We start from the raw sequence: 13292 nt of genomic DNA, 5'->3' as shown, positions 1-13292 counted from the left end.
GCAGCCGATACGCCAACCTCGCCCGGACCGTTGGTCGGCCAGGGCTATCGCAGGCCTAAAGATATATCTTAAGTTATATCTAAACCTGAACGGAGGATGAGCATCATGAAGCCCGAACATCGCGGTGATTTTGAAAAACGCGGCGGTCGCGGCCCGCGGGTTTTCGCCCCAGGCGACCTGAAGCTGTTGCTGCTGGCGCTGATCGCCGAACAACCCTGCCATGGCTACGACCTGATCCGCCGCATCGAAAACCTGTTCGACGGCGCCTACAGCCCCAGCCCCGGCGTGATCTACCCCACCCTGACCTTCCTTGAAGAGAGCGAGCTGATCAGCGGCAATGCCGAAGGCGGGAAAAAACACTACACAATCACCGACGCCGGTCGTCTCTTCCTGAGCGAGCAAGCCGTTGCCCTGGACGGCGTGCGCATGCGCATCGACGTCAGCAAGCGTTCGCTGCGCGGCCACGACCGCCCGCCACAAATCCACGAGGCGGTGCACAACCTGCGCCATGCCCTGCATTCACACCACGGGCGCTGGAGCCCGGAAGAAATCGATCGTGTCGCGGCGCTGCTCAATCGCACCGCTCAAGCCATTGCTGACGGGAGAGCCCCATGAATACACAAGCCATCCATCGCGTGACCCACGAGATCAAACGCCGCCGCCTGGACGTTCTGCGGGTGGTGGATATCACCCCGCGCATGCGCCGCATCACATTGGGTGGGCCGGAACTGGCGGGCTTTATCAGCCTGGGCAGCGACGATCACATCAAGCTGCTGTTCCCGCAGAACGCCGCCGAGCAGGCCGCGCTGGAAAGCCCGACATTCGCCATCAAGGGCGACGGCCCGCAACCGGCCATGCGTGACTACACGCCACGGCGTTTCGACCTGGGCATCGGCGAACTGGATATCGACTTCGTGCTGCACGGCGACGGCCCCGCGTCCACCTGGGCCGAGCAGGCCCAGGTCGGCCAGCACCTGTATATCGGTGGGCCACGGGGTTCGATGATCGTGCCGGATATCTTCGACAGCTACCTGCTGATCGGCGATGAAACCGCCCTGCCCGCCATCGGCCGACGCCTGGAAGAATTACCCGCCGGGCGCAAGGTGCTGGCGGTGATTGAAATTGCCGATGCCGCGGAGCAACAAGCGCTGCAGAGCGCAGCGGAGGTTGAGATTATCTGGGTGCTGCGCGGTCAGGACGACCTCCTCGCCGTGGTACGCAACCTGACCCTGCCCGGCGGCACGCTGTACAGCTTTGTCGCGACCGAAACCAGGTTGTCGCGCCAGGTGCGGCGGGTATTGCTGGATACGCACAAGGTCGACGAGGAATATCTCAAAGCAGTGGGCTACTGGCGCGCGGAAGGCAGCGACGAGGATTAACCTGTGGGAGGGGGCTTGCCCCCGATGGCGGTGTGTCAGTCACTGTATGTATTGACTGAACCACTGCTATCGGGGGCAAGCCCCCTCCCACATTGACTATGCCCGCTTTAAATCGAGGCAGGTTTGAGAAGCCTGTCCAACCCGATCACGGCCAGCGCAATCAGTAGGAACCCCAGCAAAATCCCCCCGGCATTCACGAACACCTGTGGATAACCCAGGCTGTCCACATCCAGGAACGGATATTGATACTGCCCAAGCATATGCCCGCGCAGCAGCACATAAGCGAAGTACACCAAGGGGTAAATCACCCACCCGGCAATGTGCTTGAGCCGCAGGGTGCCTTTGGGCACGCAGCGCCACCAGTAAATCAGAAACAGTAGCGGCATCACGTCATGCAGCAATTCGTCGGCGATGAACTGAAAGCCTTCGGGACTCCATAAATGCCGTAGCAACAGGTTATAGGCCAGGCTGACCACCACAATGCTCGTGGCGATTGCACTGCTGATGGCCGGCTTGAGGAAAAACCGTTTGGCGGCGGATTCGCGGGTGATCAGCGCATAGCTCAGCACCACGACCACCAGGGTGTTGGTCAATACGGTGAAAAAACTCAGGAAACTGATCAATCCGCCCAACAGGCTGGCGCCGCTGGACCAGCGCGAATACAGGATCAGGTATTGCTGGATCGCCAGCCCCACCCAGCCGGCCAGCGCGGCCGCCGCCACAAAACGCTTCACCGGTTCAATCCAATGGGCGTTTGGTGCGCATCAGCTTGACGTATAACCCTTCGACTTTCTCCCGCGCCCAAGGGGTTTTGCGCAGGAAGGTCAGGCTCGACTTGATGCTCGGGTCGCTTTTGAAACAGCGGATATCAATGCGTTCGGCCAGGCCGGCCCATTCGTAGTGTTCCACCAGCGTGGTGAGGACGTGCTGCAGGGTCACGCCGTGAAGTGGGTCGTTACTTATCGCGGTCATGCCGGGCCTTTTGCGAGAGAGGAAACACAGCCGCGCACCTTAGCCGACGGGGCGTAACGGTGGAAGCACTGCATTGAATATAGCCCGCCGGCAAAAGTTCCCCTTCTCAGCGAAAAAAGAGATGTTATATTGTAACAACTCTTATCCAAGTCCTGCCAAGGAATGTCCGATGTCCGTCTCGTTTTTCTGGCGTTTGTCCCCCCTCGCCGCCGCCCTGCTGATTTGCTCCGAGGCCCACTCTCTGGAGCTGCAACCGCAAATCATCACCGGCAATCCCCTGGGCAGCGAGCAGCTCGCCTCGCCTACCACCGTGCTGGAAGGCGATGACCTGACCCTGCAACAAAAAGGCAGCCTCGGTGAAACCCTGAACAAACAGCCGGGGGTGTCGTCTTCGTACTTCGGCCCAGGGGCCAGCCGGCCGATCATTCGCGGGCAGGACGGCGACCGTATTCGTATCCTGCGTAACGGCGTGGGTGCGCTGGATGCCTCGTCGCTGTCCTATGACCATGCCGTGCCGCTGGACCCGATCAACGTCGACCGCATTGAAATCGTGCGCGGCCCGGCGGCCTTGTTGTACGGCGGCAGCGCCATCGGCGGCGTGGTCAATACCTTTGACAACCGCATCCCCACCGCCGCCATCGAGGGCATCCACGGTGCCGGTGAACTGCGCTACGGCGGCGCCGACACCACTCGCAGCAGCGCGGGCAAGCTGGAAGCCGGCGACGGCACCTTTGCCTTGCACCTGGACGCCAACGCGCGGGAATTCAACGACCTGAAAATTCCGGGCTATGCGCGTAGCCGTCATGCCCCCGACACCGAGGATGGCCCCGGTAAAAACGGCCGCCTGGGCAACAGCGACGGGCGCCAGGATGGCGGCGCGGTAGGTGGGTCCTACACTTGGGATGACGGCTACGCTGGGCTGTCCTACAGCAACTACGACAGCAACTACGGCTCGCCGGCCGAGCAGGATGTGCGCATCCGCATGCAGCAGGATCACTACGCCTTTGCGTCCGAGATCCGTAACCTCCAAGGCCCGTTTACCTCGGTGAAGATCGACGCGGGCTACACCGACTACGAGCACCGCGAGATCGAAGGCGGCGAAACCGGCACCACCTTCAAGAACAAAGGCTACGAAGCGCGAGTGGAGGCCCGTCACCAGCCAATCGGGCCGCTCGACGGTGTAGTCGGCGCACAAGTGACCCGCAACGAATTCTCCGCCCTGGGTGAAGAAGCCTTCGTGCCCCAGACCGATACCAATGCCGGCGCGCTGTTCATTCTTGAGGAAATGCAAGCCACCGAGCGCCTCAAACTCAGCCTCGGCGGGCGCCTGGAGCATACCAGCGTCGACCCGGATGCCAAGGGCAACGCGCGCTTTGCCAATGCCGACAAGACCAATGACTTCACCGCCGGCAGCCTGTCCTCCGGCGCGGTCTACCGCCTGACGCCGATCTGGTCCCTGGCCGCCACCCTGGGCTACACCGAACGCGCCCCGACGTTCTACGAGCTGTATGCCAACGGCGCCCACGTCGCCACCGGCACCTACGAATTGGGCGATGCCAACCTGTCCAAGGAAAAAGCCGTGTCCAGCGACCTGGCCCTGCGCTTCGACAACGGCACCCATAAAGGCAGCTTCGGCGTGTTCTACAGCCGCTTCTCCAATTACATCGGCCTGCTCGGCACTGGCCGTACGTTGAACGATGAAGGTGAAGAGGACGTCGGCGGTATTCCCGAGTACACCTATTCCGGCGTACGTGCACGTTTCGCCGGCTTCGAAGCCCAGGATCACTGGAAACTCGGCGAAGGCGCCTACGGCAAGTTCGCCCTGGAGCTGTCGGGCGACTACACCCGCGCGACCAACCTGGACACCGGCGAAGCCCTGCCGCGCATTGCGCCGTTGCGCCTGAACAGCGGGTTGCTCTGGGAACTGGACCGTTGGCAGGCGCGTATCGATGTGGAACACGCTGCCAGCCAGGGGCGCGTGCCGAGCAATGAAAGCGGCACCGATGGCTACACCACCCTCGGCGCCAGTGCGGGTTACCACTTCAACGTCGGCAGCAGCCAGTGGCTGGCGTTCGTCAATGGCGAAAACCTGACCAACCAGACGGTGCGCTATGCCAGCTCGATCCTGCGCGACATCGCGCCGGCACCGGGGCGCAGTGTGCAGTTCGGCATCCGCACCACCTTCTAACCCTCACCACAACCCCCCCTGTAGGAGCGAGCTTGCTCGCGAAAACCGCCAACGATAACGGCCGCTTCCTGAATAAACGCGGCGCCAGTGGTTTTTCGCGAGCAAGCTCGCTCCTACAGAGGCTATTCAGGCAGCGACTATCTGTCACTGTTACCAAATCTGAAATGATGCATCTTGCGATTCACCCTTCCTCAAAAAGCCCCGCCGCATTATCCTTCGCAACAATCTGAAACGCTTCACCTCCCGGTCGACCCATTTTGCCGAATTTCCCTGTACGCAAAGACAGCGCTGTCTGAAATAGACCTGCGCCTGGGGTGTTATTGCCGACCTGTGGATAACCCGGTTATCCACAGAAAAAACCAAAAAAAGCGATGAACCAAGCCCGCGCCGAATCGTCATCTACAGTGAGTGAAGCACGGGGTTACATAATTCCAACGTAACGGAGAAACACACTATGAGCACTGATGGTGCCTCAAGCCCAAGCCGCCTGCTGCCCAGGTTGCTGGGTGTCTTGCTGCTGATCATGGGGCTGGCCTTGCTGGCCGGTGGGGTCAAGCTGAGCATGCTCGGCGGTTCGCTGTATTACCTGCTGGCCGGTATCGGCATCGCCCTGACCGGCGTATTGCTGCTGGCCACACGCCGCGCTGCGCTGGGCCTGTACGCATTGGTGCTGTTCGCCAGCACCGTGTGGGCACTGTGGGAAGTGGGCCTGGACTGGTGGCAGTTGGTGCCGCGCCTGGCCCTGCTGTTCGCCCTGGGCATCGTCATGTTGCTGCCGTGGTTTCGCCGCCCGTTGCTGCGTGGTCAACCCGCGCCGCTGGGCACCGGCGCGCTGAGCGTAGCCGTGGTGCTGGCGGGCGCTACCGCCCTGGCCAGCCAGTTCACTGAGCCTGGTGAAATGGTCAAGACCGGCCAACTGGACCGCGACGCAGTGCCCGGCATGGCCAGCACTGCGCCGAGCCAGGCCGACGGTGACTGGAATTCCTATGGCCGCTCGGCCTACGGTGACCGTTACTCGCCACTGGGCCAGATCACTCCGGCAAACGCGCACAAGCTGGTGCCGGCCTGGACCTTCCGTACCGGTGACATTCCCGGCGCGGGCGATCCCGGTGAAACCACTGCGGAAAACACCCCGCTGAAAGTCAACGGCATGCTGTATGTGTGTACCCCGCACAGCCAGGTGATTGCCCTGGACCCGGACACCGGCAAGGAAATCTGGCGTTTCGATCCGAAGATCACCACCCAGGGTGCTGAGAACTTCAAGGGTTGGGCGCACATGACCTGCCGTGGCGTGTCGTATCACGATGACGCCGTCTACGCCTCCGAGAAGAGCCCGACCGGCAAGGCCAGCCCGGCCGCCGCGCCGAACGCCTGCCCGAAACGCATCTTCGTGCCGACCGCCGACACCCGTCTGATCGCCCTGAACGCCGACACCGGCAAGATGTGCGAAGACTTCGGTGACAAGGGCCAGGTCGACCTGCGCGCCAATATCGGCAGCTTTGCCCCAGGTGGTTACTACTCCACCTCACCACCGGCCGTGACCAAAAACCTGGTGGTGATCGGCGGTCACGTGACCGACAACGTTTCCATCGACGAGCCAAGCGGCGTGATCCGCGCGTTCGACGTGCACACCGGCAAGCTGGTGTGGAACTGGGACAGCGGCAACCCGAACGACACCACCCCGTTGGCCCAGGGCAAGACCTACACCCGCAATTCGCCGAACATGTGGTCCATGTTCGCCGTGGACGAAAAACTCGGCATGCTTTACCTGCCGATGGGCAACCAGATGCCCGACCAGTACGGCGGCGACCGTACCGAGGATTCCGAGAAGTACGCGGCCGGCCTGACCGCCCTGGACATCGCCACCGGCCATGTGAAGTGGACCGTCCAGTTCACCCACCACGACCTGTGGGACATGGACGTGGGTGGCCAGCCGTCGCTGATCGACATCAAGACTGCTGCCGGCGTCCGGCACGCGGTAATGGCATCCACCAAGCAAGGCAGCATCTACGTGCTGGACCGCGCCACCGGCTGGCCGGTTGTGCCGTTCAATGAAGTCCCGGTGCCACAGGGCGCCGTCGCGGGTGATCGCACCGCAGCTACCCAACCCAAGTCCGAGTTGAACTTCATGCCACCGCCCCTCAAGGAGCGTGACATGTGGGGTGTGACGCCGTTCGACCAACTGATCTGCCGGATCGACTTCAAGTCGTTGCGCTACGACGGCCCGTTCACCCCGCCGTCGCTGCAAGGCTCGATCGTGTATCCAGGCAACTTCGGCGTGTTCGACTGGGGCGGCATTTCGGTTGACCCGGTGCGTCAGATCGCCTTCGTGAACCCGAGCTACATGGCGTTCAAGTCGAAACTGATCCCGGCTGCCGACATTGCCAAGCAAGGCCCGCGCGTCAGCGAAACCGAAGGCGTACAGCCAAACAAGGGCGCACCGTACGGTGTGATCCTCGAAGCGCTGCTGTCGCCGATGGGCCTGCCGTGCCAGGCGCCGGCGTGGGGTTATGTGGCGGCGGTCGACCTGACCACCAACAAGACCATCTGGATGCACAAGAACGGCACCGTGCGTGACAGCTCGCCGATTCCGATCCCGCTGAGCATGGGCGTGCCGAGCCTGGGCGGTACGTTCACCACCGCCGGTGGCGTCGCATTCCTGAGCGGCACCCTCGACCAGTACCTGCGTGCCTATGACGTGAAAAACGGCAAGCAACTGTGGGAAGGCCGCCTGCCAGCAGGCGCGCAAACCACCCCGATGACCTACACCGGCAAGGACGGCAAGCAATACGTGCTGGTCATGGCCGGCGGTCACGGCTCCCTGGGCACCAAGCAGGGTGACTACGTGATGGCGTTCAAGCTGCCGGATTAAGCCAGACTGGCGGTATTAAAAAGGCGGTTACCTTCAACAGGTAACCGCCTTTTTTGCGCAGCTCAATGCTCGTTCCCTCGCTGCGCGCAGGAATGCTGAGTCAAACACGCCGGGCCCGCATGAAATCCCCCCAGCGTCGCACCAGGTAGTTGTGCTCATCCATGACCGAATTCCATACCGCAATATGCCCCATGCGCTGCGCATAGGAGCCGCCGTCGCGCACTTCGCCGATGTCGATCAGCGGCAGGTCGTCGCTGCCCGGCAGTTGCTCCCGCGCAGGCTTGCCCGCGTACCAGTAATCCCACTCCGCACGGCTCAAGTGATCACGACTGCGCGCCGGGTTACCGATGTAATAGCCCTGCCGCGCCATCACCGCCCCGGGCCAGCCCGACAGCCACCAATTCAAGTAAGCATAGGCCGCATCCAGCACCGCGCCCTTGGCATGGCGCGATAATGACAAGCCCCCAAACCAGGCCCGATAGCCTTCACGCGGCACCGCCAGGCGGTATTTCACCCCGGCGCGGTGCAGGCGCATCAAGGTCGGCGACCACAGGCTCTGGATATCGATGCTTGGGCTGAGCATCAATTGCGCCGCTTCTTCGTCATCGGACCAGAACGCCGCAAAGTGCCCTTCCTTCTGCTTGCGCACCAGGATGTCGGCCAGCACATCGATTTCTTCGATGCTCATGTTGCCAATGTCCCTGAAGCTGGCCAGCCCAGCCCCCTGCACCGCCAGCGCGGCGTCCAGGGCGCCGATGGCGGCGTCGCTTTGCAAGGCCGTGCGCGCACGCCACGCGGGGTCCAACAGCCAGCCCCAGCTTTCATTGCCGTGACAAAAACCGTCGGGCATACGCTCGGGACGGTAGGCAAAGCTGTCGGCATTGTGGGTCAGGGGCAGCATGCTGATGCGCTCGGTGACTGTGCTGCCCAGGCTGCCATCGTGCTGCACGAACAACCGCTCGCTGGGCACGCTGCCGCTACCCAAGCGATCATCGGGCGACAGGCGTCCGCGCTTGGGCAGGTCATTGATCTCGTGCCACAACGCGATGCGCCGGGTGTCGATCGGTTGGATCGCCCGGGCCGGCCACACGAAGTCGACGTTATGGAACCACTGGTCGTACAGGTCGTAGCTGTCGGGCTGCATCACGGCGATGCGCTGGGCCTGTTCGACGTCGTGCACCTGGTACACGAGGCGAATGCCCAGTTCCTGCTCGGCCCGCACGCGCAGGCATTCGAGCAAGGTGACCGAAGTGCCGAGGACCCTTAAGGTGATCATGCGGCGAACCGTCGCGAGAACACATCAAAGGAGCGGCGCAACAGCGCAGGGTCGAGGCCGCGCAGGATAAACACCAGGCGCGATTGACGGTCGCTGCCCGGCCACGCCGGCAGATGCACTGGCGCATGCAGGCAGTGCTGCACGCCATGAATGACGATGGGGGCGTTGCTGGCGTTCACGTTGAGCAGTCCTTTGACACGTAGGATTCGTTCGCCGTGGCATCTTAACAGCATCGACAGCCACACCCCGAAACCGACCCAGTCCAAAGGCTGGTCGAAGGTCAGGCTGCACACTTGCGCGGCGCCGTGAGTGGCCGTGGTGGTTTGATGCAGCTGCCAGCGGCTGACTTCAATCGCGGGTTCGGCGCTGCGCAGGCCTTCGCCCAGCAGCAATTGGTCGCCGCTGTGAATGGCATGGGTCTCGAGAATAGGCGTGCCGGCATTCAGCGCCCGCAAGTGCGCGCGCAGTGCCGCGCAATCGCCCGCCAGGTCGGTCTTGCTCAACAGCAAGCGATCCGCCGCCGCCACCTGGGCCAGCCATTCCGGGTGCAGGCGCTCCTGCAGGGCGGCGTGGCTGGCATCCACCAGGGTAATCACCAGGCCGATATGAAAACGCCCGCGCAGTTGCACGTCGTTATTCAACGTGGCCAGGATCGGCGCCGGGTCAGCCAGGCCGGTGGTTTCCAGGATCACCCGCTTGAATGCCGGGATTTCACCGCGCTCGCGACGTTGCAGCAAGGTCAGCAACGCCTCCTTCAGCTCGCCACGGATCGAGCAGCACACGCAGCCGCTGGGCAGCAGTACCGTGTCCGGCGCGACTTCCTCGACCAGCAGATGGTCGATGCCGACATCGCCGAATTCGTTGATCAGCAACGCCGTGTCGCCCAGGCTTTCACCCTGCAGCAGGCGCTTGAGCAAGGTGGTCTTGCCGCTGCCAAGAAAGCCGGTAATGACGTTGAGGGCGATGCTCATTTTTTATACCTCCGCCCCTTGTAGGAGCGAGCTTGCTCGCGAAGAGCTCTGGGACACCGCGTTTATCCAGGATGCACGCGTTATCGTTGACGTTTTTCGCGGGCAAGCCCGCTCCTACAGTGGGTTGTGTTCCAAATCTTTGTAGGAGCGAGCTTGCTCGCGAGAAACCCGAGAGCGCCGCATTAACCCAGACAGCACGCGTTATCGTTGACGTTTTTCGCGGGCAAGCCCGCTCCTACAGTGGGTTGTATTCCAAATGGTCGAGCAGTTTAGGGTCGAGGGGATCCAACGGACGACCGAGCATGTCCTGCGCCGCCTGCCACAGCTGATCCAGGCCGCTGGCCAGGGCTTGTTTGCCGGTGGCGCCCAACAACAGATAGGACGCGCCCTGGAAGTCTTCGACTTTGAGCCGGAACACCGCCAGCACCTGGTTGATCGCCGCGATCCGGCGCAGGCGTTCACGACGCCTGGGCAGCTCGTCGCCCAGGGGGTCGCTCCAGTGCAGGTCTTCACCGAGCAATCCGCAGAGTCCGCACATGACTACACCCCGCTCATGGCATGACATCGCCGGAATTCGGGCCCAGGGTCTGGCCGACGAACAGGTTGCCGCCCGGCTCGCTGGCCAGCAGCACCGCCGTCGGCGCCACTTCGTCGGCCAGGCCGAAGCGGCCCAGGGGCAGCTCCCCGGCCTTGGCGCGCTTCCAGTCAGCGCTGATGCCGCTGACCAACGGCGTCTCGATGGGGCCGGGGGCGATGGCGTTGACCAGCACATTGTCCTTGGCCACTTCCAGCGCCAGGGACTTGGTAAAGCCGATCACACCGGCCTTGGCGGCGGCGTAATGGGTCAGTTCGGCGCCGCCCTTGATGCCCAGTTGCGAGGCGACGTTGATGATCCGCCCCCAACGCTGCGCAAGCATATGCGGCAGGGCACGCTGGCTGGCGACGAAGACGCTGGTGAGGTCGACGCGCAGCATGTCGTTCCACATCTCGATGGACAAGTCGACGCAACGCGCCTGGGTGAGCATGCCCGCGTTGTTGACCAGGATATCGATACCGCCGAACTGCTCGACACAACGGTCGACGCTGGCCTGGGCGCCTTCGACGGTGCCGACGTCGGCCAGGCATTCGAACACCTCGGCGCCGAGGTCGCGGCAGGTGATCGCGGTTTCGGCGAGGCTGGCGGCGTTGCGGTCGGCCAGCACCAGGCGCGCGCCTTCTGCGGCGTAGGCGTGGGCGATGGCGGCACCGATGCCGCTGCCGGCGCCGGTGATGACGGCACGGCGGTGGGTGAGTTGAGGCATGTAAACAATCTCCCGAATAAACACAGTTCCAATGTGGGAGGGGGCTTGCCCCCGATGGCGGTGGGTCAGCCACAGTTGTTTTTCTGAGCCACAGCCATCGGGGGCAAGCCCCCTCCCACATTTTGATCCAGTACAGTCAGTCAGTCCGGCCAGCGCACGGTCAGGCCGCCGTCGATGATGATGCTCTGGCCAGTCAAATAGCTCGACGCTTCACTGGTCAAGAACTGCACCAGCGACGCCACTTCATCGGCCCGCCCTACCCGTCCCAGCGGGATCGCTTTCGCCGCTTTCGCCAAGCCCTCCGGCCCCAGCGAGTTCTTCGTATCCAGCGACTGCGGCGTCTCGATCAGCCCCGGAATCACCGCATTGCAGCGGATGCCCTTGGCCGCCAGCTCCACCGCCAGCGACCGGCACAACCCCGGCACGCCGGCCTTGGCGGCCGCGTAGTGCGAGTGCTCCTGCCAGCCATACACGCCACCGGCAATCGATGAAATCGCCACCAGTGCGCCGCCTTCGTGCATATGCCGCGTCGCCGCGCGGAAGGTGCGCATCACCCCCGTGAGATCGACATTAAGCATCTCGTCCCACAGCGCATCGGTCATCTCCAGCAACGGCGCACGGCGCAGCAACCCGGCGTTGGCCACGGCGTAATCCAGCCGACCAAAATGCTGCACGGCTTGCGCGGCCAGGGCATCCACCGAGGCGGTGTCGCCCACGTCCAATGGCAACATCAGGCACTCGCCGCCGGCGGCCTGCACCAGGTTGACGGTGGCCTGCGGGTCATGCGGGTCAGCCGGGTAGTACCCGCCGACCACCGCCACGCCATGGCGCGCATAGGCCACGGCGAGGGCTTGGCCGATGCCGCTGGCGGCGCCGGTAATCAAGGCAACTTTACGGCTCATCATTGACTCCTTACTGAACGGTTTCCGGACGCACATGGCGCGCGGCGAACATCAACAGGCCGGACAAAAAGCACGGCACGGCGCCGAACCACAGCGCGGCGGTCTGCCAGTCACTGCCGGCGGACAACACTTGGGTGGCACCAAAGCCTGCGATTACCGCACCGATTGGGCCCATGGCATGGATGATCGCGCCGCCGGTGGCGCGGATGCTGGTAGGGAAACTCTCACTGATAAAGAACAGAGCCGCCGAATACGGCCCGATCAGGAAGAACAGGCCCAGGCTGTACAGCCCGACCACCATCGCCATGTTGCTCGGGCCGAACAGCATCCCGGCGAACGACAGGCCACCGAGCATCCAGCCCAGGCCGATCACATTGCGACGGCCAATCTTGTCGCCCATCCAGCCGTGGCTGAGGTAGCCGCAATAGCCCACCAGGTTCGACAGCACGAGGATGATCAGCGAGTTCTCGAAGGAGATGTGGTGCACGCTGACGATCACCGAGGTACCCAGCACGCTGAACACCTGGATCGCCGCCCAGTTGAGCAACAGCGCGGCGCCGATCACCAGCGTGGCACGGCGCGCCGGGCCACGGAACGCGGCCTTGAGACCGGCCTTGCTGTGCTCGTCGTAGTCCACGCCGTAGGTCTGCGCGACGTTCTGCGCTTCGCTCACCGCGCCGCTTTTGCGCAGTTGACTGATGCGTTCATGGATCTGGAACTGCGGGCTCTCCTTGAGCTTGCGCGCCATGATCGCGATGACCACAGCCGGGATCGCAGCAAAGATGAAGCAGCCCTGCCAGCCGATGATCGGCAGCAACAGCGCGGTCAACCCGGCGGCGATCAACGCGCCGACCGGCCAACCGCCCTGCACCAGGCTGTAGATAAAGCCGCGACGCTTGGTCAGCCGCGGGTCTTCGGAGGCGCCGTACAACTCGGTCAAATAGGTGGCGTTGACGGTTTCCTCGGCATAACCCAGGCCGCCCAGCGAGCGGATCAGGATCAGGGGCGACTTGCCCCACGCTCCACCAATCGCCGTCAGCGCCGAGCACAGCGCGGAACCGGCCACGGTGAAAATAATCCCTTTGCGGCGCCCCAGCTTGTCCACGATCGGTCCGATGGCCAGGGCGACCACGGCGGTTCCCACCGCCACCCAGGTCGCGATTTCAGCTTGCTCCACTTCACCCCAGCCAAAATGCCGGCCGATCTCCGGCAGCAAGGTGCCGAACAGGATGAAGTCGTACACCGCAAACACCCAGGCGAAAAACGCGATCCAGGTGGCGAAACGCACCTCCTTGGACGTCAGTTGCCGGGGTTTCCAGCCAGTCAGGTCAAGCTTGTTGTAGATGGACATAGATCGCGCCTCAGGGGGATTAGTGGACCCTGTAGGAGCGAGCTTGCTCGCGAAGAACTCATAGACACCGCATTTATCCA

At 63.1% G+C, this 13292-nt stretch carries 12 protein-coding genes; 4 read left to right on the top strand and 8 right to left on the bottom strand.

Annotated features, from left to right (window positions below):
* The first annotated feature begins 105 nt into the window (after positions 1–105).
* Positions 106–615, top strand: coding sequence for a PadR family transcriptional regulator (locus tag MRY17_RS05280; protein ID WP_181284695.1), 510 nt, complete (start codon positions 106–108; stop codon positions 613–615).
* On the top strand, positions 612–1379 hold the full coding sequence (locus MRY17_RS05275) for a siderophore-interacting protein (RefSeq protein WP_243353390.1): 768 nt from the start codon (positions 612–614) through the stop codon (positions 1377–1379). The genes MRY17_RS05280 and MRY17_RS05275 overlap by 4 nt, the downstream gene beginning before the upstream one ends.
* Positions 1380–1486: 107 nt before the next feature.
* Here the strand turns inward: MRY17_RS05275 and MRY17_RS05270 are convergent, their stop codons facing one another.
* Together MRY17_RS05270 and MRY17_RS05265 are read right to left on the bottom strand one after the other, a co-directional pair.
* A complete protein-coding gene (locus tag MRY17_RS05270) occupies positions 1487–2113 on the bottom strand; it encodes a Pr6Pr family membrane protein (protein WP_243353389.1) in 627 nt (208 codons plus the stop codon).
* A 4-nt stretch (positions 2114–2117) separates the two neighbouring features.
* The gene (locus tag MRY17_RS05265; RefSeq protein WP_181284698.1) at positions 2118–2351 is read right to left on the bottom strand and encodes a VF530 family DNA-binding protein; all 234 of its coding nucleotides are present in this window, start codon (positions 2349–2351) and stop codon (positions 2118–2120) included.
* A gap of 169 nt (positions 2352–2520) precedes the next feature.
* On the opposite strand from MRY17_RS05265, the gene MRY17_RS05260 reads away from it, so the two are divergent.
* Positions 2521–4539 carry a TonB-dependent receptor gene (locus tag MRY17_RS05260; protein ID WP_243353388.1) on the top strand — a complete coding sequence of 673 codons (2019 nt, stop codon included), beginning with the start codon at positions 2521–2523 and terminating at the stop codon, positions 4537–4539.
* A gap of 454 nt (positions 4540–4993) precedes the next feature.
* Entirely contained in the window at positions 4994–7411 is a 2418-nt protein-coding gene (locus MRY17_RS05255; RefSeq protein ID WP_243353387.1) for a glucose/quinate/shikimate family membrane-bound PQQ-dependent dehydrogenase, read from the top strand.
* 100 nt (positions 7412–7511) lie between these two features.
* Here the strand turns inward: MRY17_RS05255 and MRY17_RS05250 are convergent, their stop codons facing one another.
* The 6 genes from MRY17_RS05250 to MRY17_RS05225 form a co-directional block, all read right to left on the bottom strand.
* Positions 7512–8687 carry an ABC transporter substrate-binding protein gene (locus MRY17_RS05250; RefSeq protein WP_243353386.1) on the bottom strand — a complete coding sequence of 392 codons (1176 nt, stop codon included), beginning with the start codon at positions 8685–8687 and terminating at the stop codon, positions 7512–7514.
* Positions 8684–9658, bottom strand: coding sequence for a CobW family GTP-binding protein (locus tag MRY17_RS05245; RefSeq protein ID WP_191951576.1), 975 nt, complete (start codon positions 9656–9658; stop codon positions 8684–8686). The genes MRY17_RS05250 and MRY17_RS05245 overlap by 4 nt, the downstream gene beginning before the upstream one ends.
* Before the next feature lie 235 nt (positions 9659–9893).
* Positions 9894–10196 carry a hypothetical protein gene (locus tag MRY17_RS05240; RefSeq protein WP_191951577.1) on the bottom strand — a complete coding sequence of 101 codons (303 nt, stop codon included), beginning with the start codon at positions 10194–10196 and terminating at the stop codon, positions 9894–9896.
* Between the two features lie 13 nt (positions 10197–10209).
* Positions 10210–10959 (bottom strand): SDR family NAD(P)-dependent oxidoreductase, encoded by a 750-nt coding sequence (locus MRY17_RS05235; RefSeq protein WP_181284703.1) that lies wholly within the window; start codon positions 10957–10959, stop codon positions 10210–10212.
* A gap of 140 nt (positions 10960–11099) precedes the next feature.
* A complete protein-coding gene (locus tag MRY17_RS05230) occupies positions 11100–11861 on the bottom strand; it encodes an SDR family NAD(P)-dependent oxidoreductase (protein WP_243353385.1) in 762 nt (253 codons plus the stop codon).
* Positions 11862–11871: 10 nt separating this feature from the next.
* Complete coding sequence (locus MRY17_RS05225) at positions 11872–13212, bottom strand: MFS transporter (RefSeq protein WP_243353384.1); 1341 nt, start codon at positions 13210–13212, stop codon at positions 11872–11874.
* Positions 13213–13292 lie beyond the last annotated feature (80 nt).

The sequence above is a fragment of the Pseudomonas orientalis genome (assembly GCF_022807995.1).
GTDB lineage: Bacteria > Pseudomonadota > Gammaproteobacteria > Pseudomonadales > Pseudomonadaceae > Aquipseudomonas > Aquipseudomonas orientalis_B.
The sequence above is the reverse complement of the archived record's forward strand: the minus strand, read 5'-3'. Positions and strand labels throughout refer to the sequence as shown.

What these genes read in the sequence shown, in the direction of transcription:
- MRY17_RS05250 (WP_243353386.1), bottom strand. Translation starts at nt 8,687, where the DNA reads ATGATCACCTTAAGGGTCCTCGGCACTTCGGTCACCTTGCTCGAATGC.
- MRY17_RS05240 (WP_191951577.1), bottom strand. Translation starts at nt 10,196, where the DNA reads ATGTGCGGACTCTGCGGATTGCTCGGTGAAGACCTGCACTGGAGCGAC.
- MRY17_RS05235 (WP_181284703.1), bottom strand. Translation starts at nt 10,959, where the DNA reads ATGCCTCAACTCACCCACCGCCGTGCCGTCATCACCGGCGCCGGCAGC.
- MRY17_RS05275 (WP_243353390.1), top strand. Translation starts at nt 612, where the DNA reads ATGAATACACAAGCCATCCATCGCGTGACCCACGAGATCAAACGCCGC.
- MRY17_RS05230 (WP_243353385.1), bottom strand. Translation starts at nt 11,861, where the DNA reads ATGAGCCGTAAAGTTGCCTTGATTACCGGCGCCGCCAGCGGCATCGGC.
- MRY17_RS05260 (WP_243353388.1), top strand. Translation starts at nt 2,521, where the DNA reads ATGTCCGTCTCGTTTTTCTGGCGTTTGTCCCCCCTCGCCGCCGCCCTG.
- MRY17_RS05245 (WP_191951576.1), bottom strand. Translation starts at nt 9,658, where the DNA reads ATGAGCATCGCCCTCAACGTCATTACCGGCTTTCTTGGCAGCGGCAAG.
- MRY17_RS05225 (WP_243353384.1), bottom strand. Translation starts at nt 13,212, where the DNA reads ATGTCCATCTACAACAAGCTTGACCTGACTGGCTGGAAACCCCGGCAA.
- MRY17_RS05255 (WP_243353387.1), top strand. Translation starts at nt 4,994, where the DNA reads ATGAGCACTGATGGTGCCTCAAGCCCAAGCCGCCTGCTGCCCAGGTTG.
- MRY17_RS05265 (WP_181284698.1), bottom strand. Translation starts at nt 2,351, where the DNA reads ATGACCGCGATAAGTAACGACCCACTTCACGGCGTGACCCTGCAGCAC.
- MRY17_RS05280 (WP_181284695.1), top strand. Translation starts at nt 106, where the DNA reads ATGAAGCCCGAACATCGCGGTGATTTTGAAAAACGCGGCGGTCGCGGC.